Source organism: Enorma sp. (genome assembly GCF_982429025.1).
The window spans coordinates 82,965-104,798 of record NZ_CEWCAA010000001.1 but is presented as its reverse complement, the minus strand read 5'-3'; the positions used below and the strand labels follow the sequence as shown (position 1 = coordinate 104,798).

Genomic DNA, 21,834 nt, shown 5'->3' with positions numbered 1-21,834 from the left:
GCCGCAGCCGGGAGGGCGCAGGCCCTCTGAGATGCACTTTTTCCTCCGCCCCGTTCACCCGTACCTGCCGTGCGCGCGGGGAAGTGCCCAAAAGTTGAAAACTCGACGGCAGTACGCCCCCGACTCGACGGCAGTACGCCCCCGACTCGTCTGCCAGGCGTCTCCGGCGCCCGGCAGACGGCACTTCCCGAGGGAATCGCTGACCATTGCTCTTGGCGCGCCGCGGCGGCGATCCCTCCGATAAACCCAATTTCCCCACCGCGCATGTTCGCGGCATGCGGACTTCCCGGCTACGCCCTCGGACGGGCGCGCCCCAAAGCAAGCCCCACTGCCGTGAAGGCGACGGCAAAAAGCAAGGTAACGCCCACATCGGTTCCCATGCGCAAGAGAAGCTCTTCGGTAATCGAGGGAGAGGTCAACGCAGCGGCGACGGCATCGTTTGTCCAGTACGCGGGCGAAAAGAGCGCGGCTGTCTGAACGGCGTTGCCCAAAAGCGCTATAGGCACCCACGCCCCTCCCAAAAACGAGGACACCATGCCTCCAAGGTTACCCAGGGCATTGAGCCCTTCCTCACGAAATCCCAGCTGAGAGAGCACGAAGGCGAACGCGAGCGGAACAAGGGAAAAGGCGAGCATCGCGCCGAGTGCGAGCGCAATCTGCACTGCGCCCACACCGTTGGCAAGCGCCCCGCTCGAGATGACTCCCACCGCGCTCGTGAGCGCCCAGACGCACAGCACGAGCGCCAGGCATGCTACGAGCACTCCGGCGCTCAAACGCCACGGGCGCGTGGGCGACACGAGCATGCGCCGGCGAACATCCTGCTCGCTCATCTTGGTGAGCACAAGGCCCACGCAGACCACAATTGAGCACACGATGGTGTATGTGCTGAAGCTCAAGTACGCGCCAAGCGGGTACGAAGGCCCTCGCGACGACGAAACCCCGATCACCTCGGTATCGGCTCGCTCGGCGGTCGCAGCGGCAGCAAGCTCCGCAATCTGCGAAACGTCCGCCTCGGGCTCCAGCGCTGCAGCTGCCCCGGCCAGTTGGACCCACTGCACCGCCTGTTGCTCAGCCAGCGCAGACGCCTGCGTGTAGCCGCCGTACGCGACCTCGACCTTCGGGAGCTCCTCCCCCGCACGCGCCGCCGCCAGGCAATCCGACCCGAAACCCTCCGGAACGATGACCACCGCGTCAACCGTGTTGGTGGCAAGCGCATCTTGCAGGGCGTACTCATCATCTGCCACGTCCGCGACGTTGTGCATGTCCGCAAGATAGGTCTCAAGCGCCTGCGAGAGCGCCGAACCGTCGCGATCGACCACCGCCAAGTTCGCCGGCTCCGCCACATAGGTGGTGCCAGCGGTGTCCACATAGGTAGACCCGCCGGTGAGAAAGATCCCCAGAAGCGAAAGGAATACCACGTAGACACCCAGATATATGGGATGCGCCAAGGCAATGCCAAAGACCGATTTACAGATGCGCATAGCGTTGCCTCCTGAACAACGGCGCCGCGAGCGCGAAGAACACGACTCCCCAAGCGATGCAGGCCGCAAGGCGCGCGGCGAACGGCGCGAGCGATTCGTAGAAGTACAGGCTGTGGAACAGATCGCAAACGAGCTTGGCCGGGTTGATCCACGCGGAGACCGGCACCGCGCGAGCGATGGCGTCGGCGAGCTTCATGGTGGGCTCGCCGTAAAGCCCCGCGAAGATGGAAAGGACGCAGGTGAGGCCCGTAAGGATGCCCGATCCAGCAGAGGCTCCTCCGTGGAGCGGAAGCGAGCCCACCAGCGAGCCGAGCCCCGCCGCCATGAACGCGCTACCGGCGATGCCAACCAGGCAGAGCACCTCGCGCCCCGCGAAGTCGATGTTCACCACGAAGCGGACATAGCAGAAGGCGACCGAGAGGAACGCGACCGAAAGCAGCCATGACCCTGCGAGCGCGCCGGCAAGTTGCCGGACACGGCTCACCCCGGCGATAGAGCGCCGCGCGGCGACGGCCGAGGCAGTGGGCCGGATGTTCGCCACGGCAAGCATGGAGAGCTGCGACGCGAAGAGCGCTGCCATGCCCATGAGGGCGTAATAGTAGCGCACCGTCTCGTCGGGCGTGCCCCGGGTGAGCGACACGCGCTCCGAGCCGGCCTCGAGCGAGAGCGCGCGGGCCACGGCCACGGGGTCGGCGAGCACGGCGGGATCAGATGCGGCAACCTCCTCGATCAGTGCCGCCGACTGCACGTAAGAGCTTGCGAGCGTCTCTAGGATGGACCGATTGATGCCGTAGGACCGGCCGCGTTCACCTTGGTGGGCGTCGGAGGACTCGGGCGCGACCGTAAGGTGCGGAACGCCCGCCTCGTCCACCTCGAACGTGCCGTCTACCTCGCCCTCCTCAAGAAGCGCTCGGGCCTCGGCCGCATCATCTACCTCCCGCACGGCCACAAGCGCGTCGTCACCCGATGCAAGGCCATCGATGACCTGCGAGAACGTTGATTCTTCCCATGCGCCATCTGCTACCACCGCCACGGGCACGGCGTCGACCGTACCGTCGGTGCGCATGCTCGAGAACATGAACATGAACAGCGTTGCCATGAGGATGGGGAACGCCAGCGCCCACACGATCGCCCCCGGCGTGCGCAGGAGCATCTTGACGGTGGCCTTGAACGTACTTCTCATGTGAGCCCCCTAATCGCGCAGTTCGCGGCCGGTAAGCTCGAGGAACACGTCGTTCAAGGTGGGTGGCTCGGCCCAAACGCGCCCGGGCACGATGCGCGCCGCCCCCAACACGCCGAGCACATCGACGAGGTTGTGCGGGCTCGCCTCGCAGCGGACCGTAAGCTCCCCATCGGCGAACGCGGCGTCGATCACATGCGGGAGGGCGCGCAGGCGTTCGAGCACGCGAGCGGGAAGCTCGGAAAGCTCTACCACGATTTTCTCGCCCGTAGATACCATGCGCTTGAGCTCTTCATTGGTGCCCTGCGCCAGCACGCGCCCGCGGTCCATGATCATGATCTGAGAGCAGATCTGCTCGACCTCTTCCATGTAATGGCTGGTATAGACCACCGTTGCGCCCTCGTCGCGCAGGCCCTGGATGCCAGAGAGAATGGCGTTGCGGCTCTGCGGATCCACGGCGACCGTGGGCTCATCGAAGAAGATGAGCTCGGGCTTATGGGCGATGCCGCAGGCGATGTTAAGGCGGCGCAGCAGGCCACCCGAGAGCTTCTTCGGGCGGAACCGCACGTAATCTCCAAGGTCGACGAACTCGATCGCCTCGTCTACCAACGCCCGGCGGCGGGCGCGGTCGCGCACGTAGAGCGAGCAGAAGAAGTCGATGTTCTCGCGCACGGTGAGCTCCTCGAGCACCGCGACCTGCTGCGGCACCATGCCGATGCGCCGCTTGAGGTCGTAGCGCGTGGGCGCCATGGCCTCCCCGAAGAGCTCGATGGAGCCGCGGTCGTAGGTGAGAAGCTGCAGCATGCAGTTGATGGCCGTGGTCTTGCCGCTGCCGTTGGGGCCGAGCAGGCCGAATATCTCGCCCTGTTTGATGGACAGATCGAAGTGGTCGAGCGCAAGCAAATCTCCGTAGCGCTTGACGAGGCCGGTAACACGAACGATATCCACAGGCTCCTCCTCGTGGTCGGGTGACCGGATGGTCGAATGGTCGGATAGGCGGGCGGTTGATGGACGGGCTGGCAATCTTGCGTGGACGCGACGGCGGGCGTGGGCAGACGAAGCCTCGCAGGCGGCGAGCGGGCGCGCGTAACGGGCGCGGCTTCGCAGCCGGCCGTTGCGGCGCCGCGGCGACGCACGAAATCGCAGCCGGCGGATTTCGGCGCTGCGGACAGCGGCCCCGCGTTGCCACCCATAATGCATAAGATCGCTTCCCGCAACTAGTGACAAATGTCACGAAGTATCGTTTTCGCAGGTACATTGATTGTGCTGAGATGCTAGGCCGGCGCGGTCCCACCACCTTTGCTGCGCGACTTCGCGCATTTGCTACTATGGAGCGCATGGAACGAATGACCGACAAATGCGCCGTATTCATCGCCTGCCTCGTGTGCCTGCTCACCGGGGACGCACTCGCGAGCGAGGCGGGAGGGGCCGCGCTGCTTTCTGCGCCGGGCGTTGCCATGGTGCTGCTCGCCATCTCCGCCGCAGCGCTCGAGCACGCGCTCCCCGCACGGCTGCGGGCTGTCGCACCGATCGCCTATGGCGTCGTCGCGCTTGCCGCCCAACCGGGCCTTTACTTCATGCCCCTCGCGCTCTATGACGCCATGCGCGAAATCCACGAGCCGGGCGTTGTTCGCGGCGCGCCGGGCATCGTCGCAGGCTTGCTTGCCGTATCCGTGGTGGCCTGGCACCCGCAGCTTTCGTCGGTTCTCCTCGTCCTCGCTTCATGCGGGCTCGCCGCGCTGCTCGCCCTGCGCACCAACCGCCTGCTCGCGCGGCTCGGCACCTTCAACCGCATACGCGATGACCTTGCCCTCAGGACGCGCTCGCTCCAAGACCGCAACCGCGCGCTCGAGGCCGAACTTAACCATGTACAGCACGCCAGCGGCGCTCCGGAAACCACTGGCCTCTCCACAGCGGGCGGCACGCCTGCAACTGCCGGCACGCCTGCGCGCTCAGCAGGCCTCTCTACCATGGACGCGCCGGCCGAGGCGGATCTTCATTCCGCGGCCTTTGAGCGACCCGCCGCGTTCAGCTGTCTCACCGATCGGGAATACGAGGTCGCGCGCCTTGTGGCCGACGGACTCGACAATCGCGAAATCGCCGCTGCAGCCTATATGGGCGAGGGCACGGTGCGCAACCACATCTCTTCGATTCTCTCCAAAATGCAGCTTAGCAACCGCACCCAGCTCGCCGTGTCGTTCTGGCGCGCCCACTACGAGGCGTGAATCCAAGCCCGCAATCTGCCCCCCGCGCGATTCGCAAGCACCCAATACGTGAATCGCAGACACCCGGTGTTGGCGATTCATTCGCTGCGAACGCACCGCTGCCGCGAGGGTCATTCCCCGCGGCGGAAGGAGCGCGACATGGGCACCGCCACAAGCGCCGTCGCCACCGCCGCCAGCGCAGCGACGAACCATGGGCTCGCAAGGTCGAACGCCGCACCGTACGCTATCTGCCCCGCAGGAGTAGCCAGATTGCCGAACATCATCGCGAGCCCCATCACTTTGCCGGTGAACTCGTCCGGCGTCTCCATCTGCAGATACGACGTCATAAGAATCGACGCAGCCATACAGCACACCATCACCCAGAGATAGCTCGCGAGCATGCCCGCGAACGCAACGTAGGGCTCCCCCGCAACGAGCAGCACAGCCGCCACGGCCCCGATACCTGCCGCCGCAAGCCCAACGAGGCGCGGCGTTGCCTTCACCGTGAAGCGCTCCGGCATGAACACCACGAGCGCGCCGCCCAGAAGCCCGCCCACGGCAAGAGCCCCCTGTGCGATGCCCATAAGCTGGTTCGAGAGTCCAAGCGACTCGGTCACGATATAGGGCGTGCCGATGTTGATGAACGACGAGCCGAAGAGGTTTATCAGCGTGGCGGCGGCGATAATCTGCCAGAGCACAGGTCGCATGCGCAGGAAATGCAGCGCATCGCGGATGTCGCCGGAGGCTGTGCGCAGCACACCCTCGGTCCGGACCGGCGGCTCATACGGAATGCGCACGAATGCAAGCACCAGCGCGCTCGAGACGGCAAACGACACCGCTGCGACCACTACGATGGGTGCCAAGCCAAAGAATCCGAACACCATGCCACCGATTACCGGCCCGCCAATACCTGTAATCATGCTCACCTGGTTTGCGACGGCAGTGGCCTGCGGGATGCGCTCGGTGGGGACCACGAGCGGGAGAGCAGACTGCACGCAAGGATGGTAGATGGCCTGAGCTGCGAAGGCGACCATGAGCACGAACACGGTGATTCCCACGAGGTGCTGAGACCCCGAACAGGCAAGGTAGCCGAGCATGATAAACGCGAGAACGGCGTCGAGCGCGGCCATGACCCCGCGCTTGCGGGTACGGTCGGCAATGACGCCGCCCACCGGCGACAGGGCGATATAGGGAACGAAGCCGGCTGCGACCACTCCCCCGTACAGCGTGCCCGATCCAGTCAGGTTGAGCAGATGGAGCGGAAGCACGAACTGCAGGATCTCAATACCAAGGAGCGAGAACACCTGCGCCACCACGATGGCGCGAAACCCCGGCGTAAGCAAACGGCTTTGGGAACCAGTTTTTGGCTCGTCATGAAGCGCCTGCGGCACCTCGTGCGGAGCCCGCGCTGCCCTGAGCCTTCTTTCCATGATACATTCCTTTCTTTTTCATACATTCGGTTGGTATGTAAACACGGTCGAAAGAAAGCCGCTTGTAGCGGCCTCCTCCCGCGATTACAACCATATGGGGCGGACGCGGTTGCATCCACCAACCACTGGTTGCAAGATGAGATGCTACGAATCCGTCTCCCTGGGGCAACCAGCGGGTTCCTCCCCGGCGCCAGCGGGGCTCGCGGCTGTTCCGGCGGCGGGTTCCTCCCCGACGGCTGCGGCGGTAGCCGGGCTCGCCGCCGTACCCGCAGCAGCCCCCTCCCCGGCCGTCGCTCCAGCAACGGGCTCCTTCCCGACTACCATGCCAGCAGCGGGCTCCCCCACGCCGCCGGCCCAAGGCTCCTTCTGCGCCCAGCGCCAGCTCGCCCAGTCCTCTTCCTCCGCTACCTTCCCAACACGTTTTTGGTCAAGGGATTTCCAGTCGACCAGATCAACACCGACCGCATGCGAAACGCGCAGGAACGTTTGGACGCGGCGCTGGTACGCCTCGCGATCGTCTGCCGGCAACGGGTTGAACATTGGCACGAGCCAGAGATTCGCCAAAAGTATCAGCACTTCGGCCACCTCGCGCGGGTGCTCCGCCGCGATGGACCCATCCGCCATGCCCTCGCGAATCACCGGCTCAACATAGCGGTGCGCCGTATCCATGGCATCAACGAACTCCTGCGCGATGAGGCGCGGGTTCTGAACGGGGTCAGATGAAGGCTTCATCGCGTGCCACATATCGACTGAAGGACCCTCGGAAGACGCCTTGTCGAGAGCGCGGAACTTCTCCAAACCCGTAAGCGAACGGTCGGCAAGAATCGCATCCGATCGCTCGTACACCGGCCTGTTCGCCCTCTCGAACACGGCCTCGAAAATCTCCTCTTTGCTCTTGAAATGATGGTAGACGGCACCCTTGGTAAGGCCCCCAAGGCCATCGACGATATCCGCCATGGTGGTGTGCTCATAGCCCTTCGTATAGAAGAGCTCTTCGGCCACATCGAGAATGCGGCGAACGGTCTCCTCGGGATACTTGTTGCGCGCCATCGACGCCTCCTCTTACGCGGCAAGGCACCTGCATGCCACGCCCCGCTCAAAACCCACCGGGTCTCTTTCGCAATCCGCCCTCACCGGACCTCTCGAGACCCGCCCTCACCGGACCTCTCGCGATCTACTCGCACGTTGTAGCCACATTACATACCATTGGTATGTAAGTGTCAACTGCCATATGCGAACGCCGCGAGCTCTTTCGGCTATTCACCCTAGGAAAACACTGATTATTGGACGCAGGAAGCATCCCGCCAAGAGAGATTTCAACTTTTGGGCACTCGCTCGCACTGCGGGCGAGTACAGGCGAACGAGGGGAAGAGAAAGGCGCAGCTCAGGTGGCCGGCCCCTCCTGGCAACGGCATGGCTACTCGGGCCTTCCACCCCAAAGTGCCCAAAAGTTGCAATCCCGATCGGCCAGAAGATAAAGTGAGAACCGTTCCGTTAACCCGGGCTCACGCCCCGAATGTCGAGCGAAGCGAAGGCCATGCCGCAACATCCCGCCACACACCGGCCCGAGACCCCCATGTGCAAGCCCCTGCCGGCTGATGAAACGCACACACCGGGTGTGCGCGATTCAGGCAACGCGCTAACGCATGATGTACGCCGCGGGGAAAACGATGAAACGCCAACACCGGGTGTGCGCGATTCACGAGAGGGGGCTTTGCGCCGAAGGACGCTCGCCATGCTCGCGGAGCGCGGGCTGCTCATGCAAGCACCTGATGGCACCCGTCGCAACCGCAACCGTAGCCACCAGCACTCCGAACACACGCGTGACGCGCAGCAGCCAAACGTAATAGAGGCAGAACCACTCACCATCTACCACCAACCGGCGTGGCGCGCCGTCGATCCCGAACGCAAGCCGCAAGCACTCATGGATGCCTCTGCACGTCAGCGCGACCTCGTTGCCCTTGCCCACGCCACGCCCGCGGCAGAGGCGGACCAATGCGCCGCCTGGGTTGAACGCGTCTTCCTCCGCATGGGGCTCGGTGTGGTTACCGGCGATGCGTCCGCCCTCTATCACGCCTGGTGCCAAAGCTCCGACACGAGATGCCTTCGCGTGGGTATGATCGTCGCCGTACCCGCACACCCCTATGGCGCGGGTGGACGCTCATGGGGCCATGTTGGTCTTTATCTTGGCGACAGCCGTGTACGGCATTGCACGGACGGACACCTCGCAGACGCTCCGCTCGAGCTGTGGGCGTCGGTATACGGAGTCATGGCCGAACCGCGCTGGGGTTGGCTCGGCGGTATCGCGCTCGGTTCATAGAATCGATCGTTTTGCACGCAGCCCAATAAACGTTCGCATTGCCGATGGAGCGCCGGTTGATGGCGATGCCGAGGGAAACCTAACCGGTACCGTGCTCTCTGCCGGTTATGCGCAGCCTGCGACACCACCCCGGCAGCGAACCGGCTACCAGTGCCGCCCGGCAGCGAGCCGGCTCGTGTCGCAGCCCCATCCCAAGCAGGAGCGCGCAAAAACTTGTCGAGTGCTGCGCACAAACTTGCTGAGTGCCCGGAAATGCGTAACTTCAGCAAAGTTGTGCGCACCACTCGTCAAGTTTGTGAACCCAATCGGCCATGCGAGCCGCTCGGCTACATAGGCCACTCGGGCATGCGCACCACCCGGCCACATAGGCCACTCTGCCATACGCGCCGTCCGACGATGGGACCCGCTCGGCCATAGGCCCCTCTCTGCTAGGGGCGCCGCTCGGCCATGCGCACCGCCTAGCAAGACTTTGCGCACCTACCCCGACATTCCCTTGACTCACACGCCTTTCCCAATAAACTAGTAGTTGATAGTTTTAAGAAAGGAGCGCCATGGGGCGACCAGCGGGGCCAACGCGCGACACCAAGGCCCTTATCTGCGAGCGGGCGCTCGACGTATTCGCGGAAAAGGGCTACACCGCCTCGACCATGCGCGACATCGCCCATGGGGCAGGGATGAAGGATGCTTCTCTCTACAACCATTTTTCCAGCAAACGCGACCTGTTCGACGCGACGGTCTCGTTGCAGCTCGAGCGGCTCACCAACCTGCTGCGCAGCCACCAGGCCCTCGCTCATCCCGAGGACAGCGCGGCAGCATATGCAACCGACGACCCCAACCGACTGCTCTCGACCGTCCTCGCCAGCTACGAGCCCTTCTTTTCAGACCCGGCCATCATCAAGCTGCGACACATCCTCGAAGCGGAGCGACACGCCGATCCAAGTATCTTCCAGCTCTACCGCACGATATTCATCACGAGGCCAATCCAGCTGCAGGAGACGATCTTCGCCCAGCTCATCGCACGCGGATACCTCGGTCCCTGCGATACGGAACTTGCTGCTAGGCAGTTCCACGGAGCTGTGTTTCTAGCGCTCTCAGAGGAGATGCCGTGGGACGACGCCCGTCGGTTTATCGCCAAGCACCTCGACGCATTCCAAAGTGAGCACCGCATCTGAAAGGAGCACGCATGAGCACCGCCGTCGTTTACTGCTCCCAAACGGGGTACACCAGGACCTACGCTCGATGGCTCGCTGAGTCGCTCGGCACGGAACCCCTTCCATTCAAGAGGCGCGACGAGGCAGCAGCGTCCGGTGCCGATACGCTCGTCTTCCTTAGCTGGTTCCATGCCGGCGGGCTCAAGGGCGCAAAATGGCTGCGCGGTCTCATGGATGCGCAGCCGGGCAAACGCTATGTCGTCGTCGGCGTGGGCGCGTACCCCATGCCGAGCGAAGACTGGCCGCAAAGCGATACCGACGAGGCGTTTGAGCGCGCCTTTCCCCGCGAGCGGTATTCCGCGCTCAAGCACTTCTATTGCCAGGGCGGCTTTGATTTTGACCGACTTTGCACGCTCGACAAGCTGGCCATGAGGGCATTCTTCCGCTTGCAGGCCAAAGCAGCCGAAACCGATCCGCGCATCGCCTTTGCCCTCGAGTCCATGAAGCAAGGATTCGACGGCACGAACCGCGCTTACCTGCAACCGGTCCTCGACTATCTTGGAGCGTGACCGCGCGACATGCTGGCACATGGTCGATTGTTCCGCAGTTCAGGCATTCAGCCCTTGCTTGCGACCACAAGGCACCCCGTGAGCCCAATCCGGCTCCAGCGCACTCGCTGGAACCATGTTCCCAGAATCGCGCGAAGCTCCGTCTCCGAGTAGATGCGCACATCCCCCTCGTGAGAGAGGGGCATCCAGGCATTCATCACCGCGCGTGCGGGCGCTGGCTGCCACACGTCGCCCAGTACCAGCGCCCCGCCTTTTCTGAGAACGCGCCACATCTGAAACGCCGCGCGATCTGGGTCGGGATAGTGATGAAACGAATCATTGCATACCACAAGGTCGAAGACTCCATCATGAAAGGGCAGACGCTCCGCATCGGCCTCGCGGACCTCTGCCCTGCCCGCAAGGCGCGCCCTTGCACGCTCTACCATGGCAGGCGAAAGATCGACGCCGGTAAGCCGACAGGAAGGGAATGCGCTTAGCAGCTGCTCGGACAGCATTCCGGTGCCACAGCCCACGTCTAGCACGCTTGGAACGGGAATGCCTTCCAGAGCTCGGTGCGCCTCATCGAGAATACAGGGATAGAGCGCGCGGGCATGGTCCCCTTGCATGCCCTCGTCGTATATCGGCGCTTGCTCGTCAAAAGCCGCTTTTGAACGAGCTTTGAGCTGCTCCGAATCGGGCTTGCTGCCCCTACGCCCGTGCACGTTGAGCCGCCGCGGGGCCGGCGCTTCTCCCCTGCGCCCGTGCATGCTGAACCGCCGCGGGGCCGGCATTTCACCCTTCTCCGCGCGCGCGTCGAGCTGCCCCGAGCCCGCTTCCCCATTCTCTCCCGCCTGCCTGTCGATACCCTCGTCCATCTCTCATCCTTTCTGTTGAACATTGCTCAATTGTTACGTGCAAGAAAAGCCCAAGCCTAAGGACTCGGGCAAATCTCCTATCCTTTGCGCTCGCCGATGTGCCGGAACTCCTTTATAAGGGCCGCTACGTAGCGGCGCGCTGCCCGCCGTGTCTGCTCACCCAACTCGTGCCCATCCGACGCAAGCCCGATGCTTCCGTATACGAGCATCCCGGCAAGCATCTCGGCATCGGGCGCCGACATGCCGCGTGTTGCCGCATCGCGCTCGAGCGCGGCGGTCAGGCTGGGCCGCACCGCTTCGCAGATGCCGAGAGAGAGCCGCTCGTGAAGCGCACCGTGCTCGCTCGCATGGAAGAAATCGGCATACGGAAACGCTTCCCTCTTAGTTCCCAGGTCGAAGGCTAGGTCAAGCTGCTCATCCAGCGAAAGCGAGCGGTCGGTAAAAATCGAGCAGAACCGTTCAGCGCACTGGCGTGCGTACTCCTCAATCGCCGCATCGAAGAGCGCCTGCTTGGAATCGAAATAGTGGTACGCAAGCCCCGATGCCACGCCTGCCTCCCGCGCGACCGCACGGACCGACACGTTGTCATAGCCTTTCTCGGCAAACAGCCGCATGGCGCACGCCAAAAGCTCGCGTCTGCGCTCCTCGGGATCTTTAACCGTTCGGACCATACCATCGCCTCCTTGTCAGGCCTCATGGTAGTCCTTGATTGAGCATTGGTCAATATGGGATCCATTAATCTCTCACTGAAATTCAGAAGTGATGTATATATACATATGATTGAGGTATATTCAATATATCTTCTATATACCAGAGGTGATTGCCATGGCAACGACAACTATTACTTTGGATGATGCCGTCAAGCAAGAAACAACGGAAATCCTCGACACCCTTGGTCTTTCGCTCAGCGGGTACTTCAATCTTGCTGCCCGCCAGCTCATCATCAAGCGCCGCATTCCATTCGACATCGAAGCGCCCGATCCCGCACCAAACGAGGCAACACGTCGCGCAATGGTAGCAGCCGAAGCAAGGGAACTCGGCATCATTCCCGATGATACGCCGGCTTTCACCGACGTCGATGATCTTCTCGCTTACCTTGACGAGGCGTAAGCATGTTCGAGCTGAAACCTGAGCCGCAATTTATCGCCGACTATCGGCAGGTGATGCGAAAACACCCTGCTCTAAAATCGGAACTCAGAGCCGCTCTTCGAGAACTTGCCGCCACGGGAACGCTTCCCGCAATGTACCGGCTTCACCAGCTTGCCAATCCGGGAGGAAACTACAACGGGCACATGGAGTTCCATCTCGCCGACGGCATGGTTGATGTCCTTGTCCTATTCATGCCTCACCGCTCCAACCCTGTTATCAGGCTCGTGCGTATGGGGTCGCACCAAGAGCTGTTTCAGGGCACGCTGAAATAGCGCAGCGTGTTATCATCCGCATACAAAAGCAATTGATAGAAGCCGGGGAAGGGCCTCTCATCCCTCTTAAGAATCCTTTCGAGAAGCCGCCGCATCAACAGGTTTCGCCGCACCGGCACCTCTACGCGGGCGAATCCAAGCAAGCAGCGCATCGGCATCGGCTGCCGAAACATCGCGCAGCGCGAGATCGCCCGTTGCAGCGGTCCTCGTCATGAACGTCGCAACCTGCACCCTCTGCTGGAAAGGGCTCGCCGAAGCGGTCGCGTGTTGGAGGCGCGCGCGTAGCACCACTTCGGTCCGGCGTTTAACGCCGCCCAAAACCATCACGAACCGCGTGCGGTCGTGACCGATGCGGCTATCGCGGTAGCGAAGAACGGCGCTCAGTATCATCCGTGCAACGACCGCGACCCCCATGACGACAAGAAGCGCGCCGACCGCCAAACGCACCATACTCCAAGATTCACCCGCTAGCAGCACGCGCGCCAGAAAGACCCCCACGCCCGCAAGTGCAACGGCAAGCGCCAGGGACTTCATCGCCGTACGGAACGCCAACCTCCGCGCCGCCGCTCGAGGAAGCCGCACCAGGCCGATCTCTTCGAGCTCCTCGGAAGATGAGTCAAAACAAACCCGTCCCGTTTTGACCACCGAGAAATCGGGTGCGATAGACGCCAGGAACGCATCGACCTCGGTCAGGCGGATGAACGGGTGCAGCACCACGCCGTCGGCAGTGGATGTCTCATCCGAAGACCCGATAGCTCCCACTACAGACGCGCGCACCTCCGCATAGCCTATGAGCTGCCGAATAATCCCTTGTCGAATGCTAATCGACTGGATGCGCTCAAGCGCAACCGTATGAGACGTACGACTGAGCAAACCGCGCTCGACCGAGATGCGCCCGCCCGCGCGCTCCGCCCGGTATCCCGCAAACCCGATCAAGCTCATGACAAACGAGACCGCGAACCCAACAACCAATGCCAAAGCGAGTAGGAGCGCTACGGCACCAACGAGCAACGCAACGGGAAGCACCGCGATATCTCCCGCAACGTCTGAAAGGTTAACGAGCGCGCTTTCCTGCAAGAGATTGATACCTTGAACGATGAGAATGAGAAATGCCGCCGCCTGGGCCACAACACGTGCCTCGGTTAGGGCCGCGAACACGAGCTGGGCGGTCGTAAGCGTATAACATGCGTCGGGCGAGGGCGCCGGGGCAGTCGGCGAGGCCCCATCATCCGCTTCGGCGCTTGCATCCGCGGCGGCGGCTCGTGCGTCCAACCCCTGATCCGCCAACATCGCCGCCTTGCGCCGGAAAAGCTCTTCTCGCAGCGCTTCGGCCATGCCTGCTTGCAGGCCCCTAATGCGTGTTGCCTCGCCCTCCGAGCTCGCCGCACCTGTATCTAGGTCGAGCGTCATAAGGCCGAGCACGCGCTCAACTAAGTTAGACGACATGTTTACCGTGTGGATGTGCTCGTACGGAACCTGCAACTGCTTGGACGTGACAAGCCCGCTCCTCAACATGATGCCCGCATCGGTTAGCTCCCAAGTGCGCGTGCGCCATGTTATAACCGAGCTCACTACACTCAATGCAACGATGGCGCTCGCGATGGCAATGACGCCGGGCAGGTCCTTTGCAACGTTACCGCCAACCGTCCGAACAATCGCCACGAGCGACACGCCGAACGCAACGCCCAAGCCGCTCACCGCTCCCGTAATGAGCGAAAGCGCGCTTCCCCGATGCACGCCAGAAAGCGGGACGCCCGCCTCTTCAAAAAGGGAGTTCCTCGGATTCGCAAGGCGCTCTACCTCGCGCCCAAGGTGCTCCAGGGTCCGGTTCGAACCCGCGCTGCGGGCCTTCTCTGCCGCATGAGCCGCTTTTGCTGCAGGAGTTCCCACCGGAAGCGTCTTGCAATCTGATTCCAGCCGCGCCGGCGCCTCCTCGCTCGCATGCGCGCGTTTCTTATCGTCCTGCCCGGCCATGTTCTACACGTCCTCTTTGGCAAGACGCGCGAGCTCCGCAACGCGGTCGCGCAGCGTCCGCGCATCGTCTTCGGCGAGCCCGGGAATCTCAAAGCTCTCCCCCGCCGTTGAGATACGCACGGCGGCCAAACCGTTCGCCTTGAGGATCGGCCCCTGCTTGGTCTCGACATGCTGTACGCGAACGAGGGGAACGATTACGCGCTTCTTAACGAAAACGCCGTGGTAGAGGTCAACATCGGTGGGCGTCACGTCAAATCGCCACGTCGCATACTCAACGCGCGGGCTGATTGCCATATCCGCCAGCTCAACGACGAGCGCAACGCCCATGATGATGAGCGGGACCAAGATAGGACCCCCGAAATGACGGACAATGAGCATAGCAACGAGGCCTACCGCCACGGTTCCCACCATGAGTGCAAGCGATCCGGCATACCATGCCCGCAGCATGCGCGGGTCAAGACGGCGTGAGGGGAGTTCCACGGATGCCTCCTCTTGCTGAACAATATGTCTGCTCATGATAGCACCCCCCCCCGAGCGCGACACAACCGCTTTGGGTCTGCGGACACAACCGCTGTGGGCCTGCGCATGGTACGCTTGACGGACAGCCTTGATTCTCTCCGGAATGAGGGACGCTGGCCCTGTCCCGGCTTGGCTCGCTGGCTCGGCCCGGCTTGCCCCGGCCTGCCCCGCCGGCTCGGCTCGGCCCGCCTTGACTGAAAGGAACTGCCATGGCTCGCATGCAGATCGCGCAGATGTCGTTTGCCAAGGTCTATCCACTGCTCGTGCAGAAGGCCGAACGCAAGGGCCGTACTAAGGAGGAGGTCGACCAAGTTCTCTCCTGGCTTACCGGATACGATGCGGCGGGGCTTCAGGCACAGCTTGAAGCGGATGCCACCTACGAGCAGTTCTTCGCGTCCGCGCCGCGGCTCAATCCCAATCGTTCCCTTATCACCGGCAAAATCTGCGGCGTAGACGTCTCTGCGATTAAAGATCCGGTCGAGCAGAATGCGCGCTATCTGGACAAATTGGTAGATGAGCTCGCTCGCGGGCGCGCCATGGAAAAGATCCTACGGTCATAGCTGTCGTAAAGCCATCCCCGGCGGTGGTCATGCCGTCGCTCCTCCGGCGGCGTCATTCCTGGAAGTTGGTTCGCTGGGCGAACGGTCGGCCCTGATTCTCGCCCAAGTGAGTCAAAACAGACCCGTCCCATTTTGACCGTCGTACTCGCCATGTGCTGCCTGCAAAGCATTATCGCCTACCCTCAGCCCCTTTGAGAATCTAGAAGGACGCTGAATGTTGCCTTTGAGATGGCACGGCGTCTCCTCAAGAGCAAGGGCCAGCGCTTCCCTAGTGCGAGCAATTAATTTGCAAAGTTTACTTGTCATCTTTTGCAAAGTATACTATGCTTGTCTTGCAAAGCGAACTTTGCACCTTCAATCGCAATCAGCCGAGGAAGGGAGACCATGAGGAGCCGTATCCGCGAACTCCGGCGAGCGCAAAAGCTCAGCCAGGCCGAGCTTGCCGACGCCGTGGGCACGACGCGCCAAACCATCACCTCTATCGAGGTCGGTAAATACACCGCGTCGCTCCCGCTCGCATACAAAATCGCCCGCTATTTTGGACTCACCATCGAGGAAGTATTTGATTTTTCCGAAATAGATGAGGAACTGTAGCCATTCAATCCGGCAACCCGCCGGCTAGTCCAGCACTTCGAAGAACAAAAGAAAGGGGCCCGTCCATGAAGACCACCATCGAATCCCTACGTGAAGATGCCGCCAGGCGTCTCCGCCGCGAAACTCTGTCTGCAGCAGCCATCTGCATCGTGCTCGTCATGGGCGGCGCGCTCACGGCGACCGAAAACCTCCCTGCCCTAAACGGCACGACGAGCACGTCGGCCTTCCTCTTGGGGGCTGTGATGGGGCTTTGCACGGTCGCCGCCGTGGTCACCATCAAAAACATCGTTGACCTGCGCCGCGCGCTTTCGGACGACCGGGCGCTTCGCCACCTCCATGCAAAGGAGAACGATGAGCTTCAGGCCCACATGGAACGGGAGATAGCGCGGTCGTTCGTCCAGATCATGCCCGCCCTTGCCGTGATCGCCATCTTCGTTGGGGCGCTCGTGAGCCTTGAGGCCATGGCAGCGGCTGCCGCAACGCTCGTGTTCCTCTCGGTGGCCCTGCTCGTGGTCAAGCTATCCTACAAGATCCGCTTGCAGGGCGAAATCGGCGATGAAGCGGAGTAGCAAGCGCGATTGCTCTGCCCGCAACTCGTGAACGCATTGGTGCCCGCCCGCACAATCTCGGTACGGACGGGCACGGTTTTGCCGAGCTACGGCAAGCATGCCTCTAATGCCTTGACGAGGAACTCCGTTGCTCCCGCGCCGACAGCATCGTCGTAATACGAGCGGAATCGGTCGTCGGCTAGATACATCTGCGCCAAGCCTCGATGCGCCTCGGGCGTGTAGCGCCCGGCACCCCAATGCCCCTCGATCCACTGTGCGTGCATGTGCGCGAGCCGCCGCGCCTCCTCGCCCGCCGGGTCGCCCGTTGCCATGGCAATCGCGAGCTGCCTGTTAATTTCATCGCCCAGCCGCTCGAGCGAATCCCATTCCTCGCGCGAAGCGGCCCGCAAGCGCTCATTCGCCGCATCTACCGCTTCATCGCCCCAGCGCGCCCGTGCCTCGTGACCATACGCACGCTCGTTCTCCGCAATCCTTTCGCCCTTCAGCGCCTCGAAGGCATCGTTCTCGTTCATCTGCTCGATCCTTTCGATTGCGGTAATTGCCGCTTCCGTGCGTTCAATCGCCTCGTCCAGCGAATCTCTCTGCGCGCTCAGAGTAAGAAGGTGCGCATGGAGCACATGGCGGAGATCTCCCTCATCGTTCTCCAGCAAGCTGCGAATCGTAGCCACCGGCAAGCCACAGGCTCGCATGGACAGGATGTACGCCAAGCGCTTGGCATCGCTGGCGGCGTACACACGATACCCGCTCTCCGCGCGCGAAGGACGGAGTAGCCCCTCCTCCTCGTAGTACCTGAGCGTGCGCGCGCTCACGCCGGCGAGCTTGGCCAACTGGCCCACCGTATAGCTCGCGTCGCTGCGCTCCTTACCTCGTTTTCCCATGCCACACCTCCCTGCAACCATAGTGCACCTTGCCGCAGCGGAAAGGTCAAGCACGAGACAGCTGGCGCCCCAGCCTCCCTCTCTTCAATACATCGAACGCACATAGACATACCGGCCGCGCGATTTACCAACCACGCGCCCTCAATGCCCCCTCCTCTTACAAGGTTTCAACTTTTGGGCACTTAACGTGCGCGCCGCCAAGTACAAGCAAAATGGCCCGAAAGAAAAGCGCTGGTAGAACGGTTGATGACCATTGGCAAACCCGGCTTATATTCGGGTCACTCTCGATAAAGTGCCCAAAAGTTGCAATCTCGTATGCGCTTGCATCCGGAGAACGACTCGCAGGCGTTATCCAGGCCGCCAGCCGACAAGCATGGTGCTCGCGATACAGCGCCCACCGCGTTGCGATGGGCGCCCGCATCAGCTATTCCCTGTTGAGCAGCTGACCCATCGCCACGGAGTCATCTGCGTCGAGCGGCGTGACCACTGGCTTACCGCCGGCGTCTACCAGAACGGTGATGCCGCTACCGCCCGTCATGTTGGAAGACATCAGCAGGTAGTTCGCCCCGGTTTGCGTGTCGACAATAATCTTGCGAACGTTGGTTACTCCCTGGGAATAGACCTCGACGAAACGATCGGTTGCCATGGTTGTTCCTTTCTGTAAATGGATAGAAGCAATCGCACTGGGCATTTCCCACACCCAGGAGATTCCACGAAGCGAAGGCTGGCTCGAGACGAGGCGGCTCGGACCTGAAGGCAAAGCAAGCCGAAGCGGGGCGACACGAGCGCTCGGCAAACCGGGGTCGGAGCCTTTCTCGCCGGCGGGCCATCACCCTACGAATCTGAGGACAATGCCGGCGGCTCCCCACCCGCAGCAAAGACCTACGATAATCATCAGAACAGTGAGCGCGATCCGCCGCGCGACCCAGTGCTCGCCGGCACGCTGGTTGAAGCGGCTGTTCACATCGGGGTCTTCGCCCGCTAGGTACGCCTCCACCGACTGGTACGCGTACAGTTGGTTGTCATGACGCATCTTGTCGACTCGAAACGCAGCAACCGATGCGGGAGCGAACAGAACGACCGCGGGCATCACGATGCACGGGACGTCCAGATCCATGATGATTCCGGCTATCACCCACGCCAAGCAGGCAAGACCGAATGCCGTCATGACGATTCCAAGACGACGCATCCTCTTCGAGCCCGCGGCAAGGGCCTCGCGCATCTCAGGCGAATCCTCCCTCACCAGCGCATCGATACTCACACCAAAGATATTGCTTAGGAGGAGCAGGCTCTGCACGTCGGGGTACGTTCGATCCGTCTCCCAGTTGGAGATGGTGTTCCGTGTCACGAACACTGCCTTCGCCAGCTCTCCCTGGGACATCCCCAGCCGCTCGCGATGCTCCTTGATGCGCTTTGCGAGTTCCACGCGGATCCCTTCGAATCTTGAGGTGTTGGACCGCGGCAACTGTACCATCGAACCGGTTTGGCGAGCGCGCAGCCATGCGAAAATGGCATGCCAAAAGATTTGTGCAACTATGCTGAGCTGGCTGCCTGTCATTCATACCTAGATTTTGAACAGTATTTGCTAAGGGATTCATAATGCGCGAGCGCGCTATGATGGGACGGCGCGGCTGCCATGTTGCTCGCCAGCCTGCCGCATGCCGGCCCGCGCGCTGGCAGCACAGCCAGCCTCTACCATCCATCCAATCGCCCTAAGGAGCGCTATGAAGATCTTCGCGTTTGCCCTGCGCCCGTTCGACGAGCTCGCTTACCTTGAGCGCGCCTGCCATGAGCTGAACATCGAGTTCGACTGGACGAGCGAATACCCCACGCTGGAGAACGCCTCGCTCGCCGCCGGCGCGGACGCGCTCACCATCATCACCAACCCCATGACGGCCGAGCTCCTCGACCGCTATCACGAGCTCGGCATCCGCGCCATCGCCACGCGCTCCATCGGCTACGACCACATTGATGTGGACCATGCCCGCTCGCTCGGCATGCGCGTGGCTCATGCCGCCTATCCGCCCGAAGGCGTTGCAGATTACACCATCATGCTCATGCTGATGGCTCTCCGCCGCGCCAAGCAGGTGTTTCGCCATGCCGGAGTGCAGAGCTTCGGGCTCGAAGGCAAACTTGGGCGCAGCTTGGGATCCTGCACCGTGGGCGTAGTGGGCACAGGCGCCATCGGATCGTGCGTGATTCGAGAACTCACCGGATTTGGCTGCCGGGTGCTGGCATACGATCCGTTCCCGCGCGACGACGTGCGCGCGATGGCAGAGTACCTGGAGTTGGAGGAGCTGCTCTCTGAATCTGATGTGGTGACGCTCCATGCACCTGGACTCGCGGAAAACCACCACATGATCGGCGCCGCCGAGCTCGCGCTCATGAAGCCCGACGCGGTGCTGATAAACGCCGCTCGCGGTATGTTGGTTGATACCGATGCCCTTATCACCGCGCTCGAACAGGGGCGTTTGGGAGGCGCCGCGCTCGACACCATCGAGCATGAGGCCGGCCTCTACTACCTCGATCGAAGCCTTGACGTGCTCGCCAACCGAGAGCGCGCCATCCTCATGGCTCTGCCCAACGTTGTCGTCTCGCCCCACATGGCGTTCTACACTGCCGAGGACGTTGAGCAGATGGTGCGCACCAACGTCGAGGCGCTGTTGGCGTTCACCAGCGGAGCGGGCACGCCGTACGAGGTGCGGTAACCGGTACCTTGTGAGAAGATTCCACGCCGTATAAAGTGGTTTACGCGGATACCGGAGCTGCCGAAAAGCGTCGCATAACTCGCGGGAGAAGGCCCAATCTGAACTCCAGTCTCGAGATATGCGACGCTCGGAAGGGCAGAATGCGGATTGCTGGCGTCTACGATGAAGCGCCGGCCACCCGCGCCTGAGGGACGTCGGCAGCTAGCGCCGGCCGCCTGCGCCTGGGGCTGCGTCCACACGGCCGTTGGCGCCCGCGACTGGACCGACTGCCTGCCAGCAGCGAGGCGAATTCCTAGCGCCTGCGGCGGCGACTTCCGAATCTCAGCCATCCGCGTCGGTAGAAGAACACCACCTCTGCAACGACTATGACGATGCAGACACACGCCACTAGCAGGTAGCCGCCCGCAGCATCGATGAGGCCCATATGCGGGAAGTTCATGCCGTACCATCCGGTTATCACCGTGAGCGGCATGGCAATCGTCGTGACCACGGTGAGCCACTGCATCACGTTGTTCTGCCGGATATCAATTCCCTCTTGATAGAGGCCGTTGACCTGCAGCGCATAGTTCTGCAGCGATTCAAGCCGCGCGGACAGGCGGTCGAGCTGACGTGAGAGCGCCGCAAGGCGCGCGCGGGAAACCGGGCTCATGAAGGCTGCATCTTCCCCGCCCAAAAGGCCCGTTATATCGGAAAGCCCTTGGTAAAACGTATCTAGCCCGAGCATTCGGCGAGAATCGGCCATCATCTTCGCTCGGTCGATACGCTCTCGCCCCTCCAAAAGCAACTGCTCGAACTCCTCGAAATCCGCGCGCACGCGAGAGAGGAGCTCGGGCTGCTCGCGCAACGGCTCGGCAAGCAGGTAACAAAGAACGTCGGCGCAGCTTTCCACCGCGACATCGTCTGAGGACAGCGCGTTGAGCACCGGCGCGCAGATGCCGTCGCCATCAACGATGACGAGCTCGCTCGATGTGAGAGAAAAGGCGAAACGCGGGGCCTCCGCAGCCCTCCTACCTGCAGGGGGAAGCACCACTACACCCACAGCACACGTATCGCCCACCTCAGCGAACGGCATCGCTGCATGTGGAAGCTGGGCGACGACCTCCATGCCCACCCGACCGAACTCATAGTCGGCGGCATGCTCGGGGCCGACAATCATAACCGTCGGTACGCGAGATGGCCGTGCCATGCCCTCCGGTTCTGCCGTTCGACCGCCATGCGGCGCCAACTTTTCCGCAGGTTTCAGCCGATCACCCAAAACTGTCCAGACCTTCGCCATCGCCGCACCTCCATATGGCATCAATATCTACGCCTCATGGTACCCATCGGGGGGCTTTAGGACCGCGGCCTTGCGGGGAGGTAGTGGCATTGGCTGTATGCGGGATAGACACCCTGGCGCTCTTCGGAGACATTCCGGAGGTTTTG

General features: G+C 62.3%; 23 protein-coding genes. 10 read left to right on the top strand and 13 right to left on the bottom strand.

Features of this window, described 5'->3' with window-relative positions:
- Positions 1-290: 290 nt before the first annotated feature.
- Genes AC1VS5_RS00450 through AC1VS5_RS00440 form a run of 3 tightly spaced genes read right to left on the bottom strand, consistent with a single transcriptional unit; the run spans position 291 to position 3,609 of the window.
- A complete protein-coding gene (locus AC1VS5_RS00450; RefSeq protein ID WP_481217317.1) occupies positions 291-1,481 on the bottom strand; it encodes an ABC transporter permease in 1,191 nt (396 codons plus the stop codon).
- A complete protein-coding gene (locus tag AC1VS5_RS00445; protein WP_481217316.1) occupies positions 1,468-2,664 on the bottom strand; it encodes an ABC transporter permease in 1,197 nt (398 codons plus the stop codon). The genes AC1VS5_RS00450 and AC1VS5_RS00445 overlap by 14 nt, the downstream gene beginning before the upstream one ends.
- Positions 2,665-2,673: 9 nt before the next feature.
- Positions 2,674-3,609, bottom strand: coding sequence for an ABC transporter ATP-binding protein (locus tag AC1VS5_RS00440; RefSeq protein WP_481217315.1), 936 nt, complete (start codon positions 3,607-3,609; stop codon positions 2,674-2,676).
- Positions 3,610-3,998: 389 nt separating this feature from the next.
- On the opposite strand from AC1VS5_RS00440, the gene AC1VS5_RS00435 reads away from it, so the two are divergent.
- On the top strand, positions 3,999-4,886 hold the full coding sequence (locus AC1VS5_RS00435) for a helix-turn-helix transcriptional regulator (RefSeq protein ID WP_481217314.1): 888 nt from the start codon (positions 3,999-4,001) through the stop codon (positions 4,884-4,886).
- A 110-nt stretch (positions 4,887-4,996) separates the two neighbouring features.
- Here AC1VS5_RS00435 and AC1VS5_RS00430 read toward each other — a convergent pair whose 3' ends face one another.
- Positions 4,997-6,295 carry an MFS transporter gene (locus AC1VS5_RS00430; protein WP_481217313.1) on the bottom strand — a complete coding sequence of 433 codons (1,299 nt, stop codon included), beginning with the start codon at positions 6,293-6,295 and terminating at the stop codon, positions 4,997-4,999.
- A 144-nt stretch (positions 6,296-6,439) separates the two neighbouring features.
- Positions 6,440-7,345 (bottom strand): TetR/AcrR family transcriptional regulator, encoded by a 906-nt coding sequence (locus AC1VS5_RS00425; RefSeq protein ID WP_481217312.1) that lies wholly within the window; start codon positions 7,343-7,345, stop codon positions 6,440-6,442.
- A gap of 685 nt (positions 7,346-8,030) precedes the next feature.
- Between AC1VS5_RS00425 and AC1VS5_RS00420 the strand changes: the two genes are divergently transcribed.
- The 3 genes from AC1VS5_RS00420 (at position 8,031) to AC1VS5_RS00410 (ending at position 10,335) form a co-directional block, all read left to right on the top strand.
- On the top strand, positions 8,031-8,615 hold the full coding sequence (locus AC1VS5_RS00420; protein WP_481217311.1) for a hypothetical protein: 585 nt from the start codon (positions 8,031-8,033) through the stop codon (positions 8,613-8,615).
- A gap of 551 nt (positions 8,616-9,166) precedes the next feature.
- A complete protein-coding gene (locus AC1VS5_RS00415) occupies positions 9,167-9,787 on the top strand; it encodes a TetR/AcrR family transcriptional regulator (protein WP_204627036.1) in 621 nt (206 codons plus the stop codon).
- A gap of 11 nt (positions 9,788-9,798) precedes the next feature.
- A complete protein-coding gene (locus AC1VS5_RS00410; RefSeq protein WP_481217310.1) occupies positions 9,799-10,335 on the top strand; it encodes a flavodoxin family protein in 537 nt (178 codons plus the stop codon).
- 47 nt (positions 10,336-10,382) lie between these two features.
- On the opposite strand, the gene AC1VS5_RS00405 is transcribed toward AC1VS5_RS00410, so the two are convergent.
- Both AC1VS5_RS00405 and AC1VS5_RS00400 read right to left on the bottom strand, forming a co-directional pair.
- Positions 10,383-11,189: a class I SAM-dependent methyltransferase gene (locus AC1VS5_RS00405; RefSeq protein ID WP_481217309.1), complete on the bottom strand. Its 807-nt coding sequence runs from the start codon at positions 11,187-11,189 to the stop codon at positions 10,383-10,385.
- A 77-nt stretch (positions 11,190-11,266) separates the two neighbouring features.
- Positions 11,267-11,860 (bottom strand): TetR/AcrR family transcriptional regulator, encoded by a 594-nt coding sequence (locus tag AC1VS5_RS00400; RefSeq protein WP_481217308.1) that lies wholly within the window; start codon positions 11,858-11,860, stop codon positions 11,267-11,269.
- 154 nt (positions 11,861-12,014) lie between these two features.
- Between AC1VS5_RS00400 and AC1VS5_RS00395 the strand changes: the two genes are divergently transcribed.
- Both AC1VS5_RS00395 and AC1VS5_RS00390 read left to right on the top strand, forming a co-directional pair.
- Entirely contained in the window at positions 12,015-12,299 is a 285-nt protein-coding gene (locus AC1VS5_RS00395; RefSeq protein ID WP_022348787.1) for a type II toxin-antitoxin system RelB/DinJ family antitoxin, read from the top strand.
- A 2-nt stretch (positions 12,300-12,301) separates the two neighbouring features.
- Complete coding sequence (locus tag AC1VS5_RS00390) at positions 12,302-12,610, top strand: type II toxin-antitoxin system RelE/ParE family toxin (protein WP_419058740.1); 309 nt, start codon at positions 12,302-12,304, stop codon at positions 12,608-12,610.
- Between the two features lie 66 nt (positions 12,611-12,676).
- Here the strand turns inward: AC1VS5_RS00390 and AC1VS5_RS00385 are convergent, their stop codons facing one another.
- The gene (locus AC1VS5_RS00385) at positions 12,677-14,584 is read right to left on the bottom strand and encodes a PH domain-containing protein (RefSeq protein ID WP_481217307.1); all 1,908 of its coding nucleotides are present in this window, start codon (positions 14,582-14,584) and stop codon (positions 12,677-12,679) included.
- Positions 14,585-14,587: 3 nt separating this feature from the next.
- Complete coding sequence (locus AC1VS5_RS00380) at positions 14,588-15,064, bottom strand: PH domain-containing protein (RefSeq protein WP_276765907.1); 477 nt, start codon at positions 15,062-15,064, stop codon at positions 14,588-14,590.
- 248 nt (positions 15,065-15,312) lie between these two features.
- On the opposite strand from AC1VS5_RS00380, the gene AC1VS5_RS00375 reads away from it, so the two are divergent.
- The 3 genes from AC1VS5_RS00375 to AC1VS5_RS00365 all read left to right on the top strand — a co-directional run bounded on the left by AC1VS5_RS00375 (position 15,313) and on the right by AC1VS5_RS00365 (position 16,826).
- A complete protein-coding gene (locus AC1VS5_RS00375) occupies positions 15,313-15,663 on the top strand; it encodes a DUF2200 domain-containing protein (protein ID WP_144687210.1) in 351 nt (116 codons plus the stop codon).
- A 384-nt stretch (positions 15,664-16,047) separates the two neighbouring features.
- Entirely contained in the window at positions 16,048-16,257 is a 210-nt protein-coding gene (locus tag AC1VS5_RS00370; protein ID WP_019127722.1) for a helix-turn-helix transcriptional regulator, read from the top strand.
- Positions 16,258-16,322: 65 nt separating this feature from the next.
- The gene (locus AC1VS5_RS00365) at positions 16,323-16,826 is read left to right on the top strand and encodes a hypothetical protein (protein WP_022348791.1); all 504 of its coding nucleotides are present in this window, start codon (positions 16,323-16,325) and stop codon (positions 16,824-16,826) included.
- Positions 16,827-16,912: 86 nt separating this feature from the next.
- Here AC1VS5_RS00365 and AC1VS5_RS00360 read toward each other — a convergent pair whose 3' ends face one another.
- From AC1VS5_RS00360 to AC1VS5_RS00350, 3 genes are all read right to left on the bottom strand, one after another.
- Positions 16,913-17,704, bottom strand: coding sequence for a MerR family transcriptional regulator (locus AC1VS5_RS00360; RefSeq protein ID WP_481217306.1), 792 nt, complete (start codon positions 17,702-17,704; stop codon positions 16,913-16,915).
- A gap of 424 nt (positions 17,705-18,128) precedes the next feature.
- Complete coding sequence (locus tag AC1VS5_RS00355) at positions 18,129-18,350, bottom strand: DUF6440 family protein (RefSeq protein ID WP_481217305.1); 222 nt, start codon at positions 18,348-18,350, stop codon at positions 18,129-18,131.
- A 183-nt stretch (positions 18,351-18,533) separates the two neighbouring features.
- Positions 18,534-19,130 carry a helix-turn-helix transcriptional regulator gene (locus tag AC1VS5_RS00350; protein ID WP_368284806.1) on the bottom strand — a complete coding sequence of 199 codons (597 nt, stop codon included), beginning with the start codon at positions 19,128-19,130 and terminating at the stop codon, positions 18,534-18,536.
- A 298-nt stretch (positions 19,131-19,428) separates the two neighbouring features.
- On the opposite strand from AC1VS5_RS00350, the gene AC1VS5_RS00345 reads away from it, so the two are divergent.
- Positions 19,429-20,412 (top strand): NAD(P)-dependent oxidoreductase, encoded by a 984-nt coding sequence (locus tag AC1VS5_RS00345; RefSeq protein WP_481217304.1) that lies wholly within the window; start codon positions 19,429-19,431, stop codon positions 20,410-20,412.
- Positions 20,413-20,704: 292 nt separating this feature from the next.
- Here AC1VS5_RS00345 and AC1VS5_RS00340 read toward each other — a convergent pair whose 3' ends face one another.
- Positions 20,705-21,598: a CorA family divalent cation transporter gene (locus tag AC1VS5_RS00340; protein WP_481217303.1), complete on the bottom strand. Its 894-nt coding sequence runs from the start codon at positions 21,596-21,598 to the stop codon at positions 20,705-20,707.
- Between the last annotated feature and the right edge of the window lie 236 nt (positions 21,599-21,834).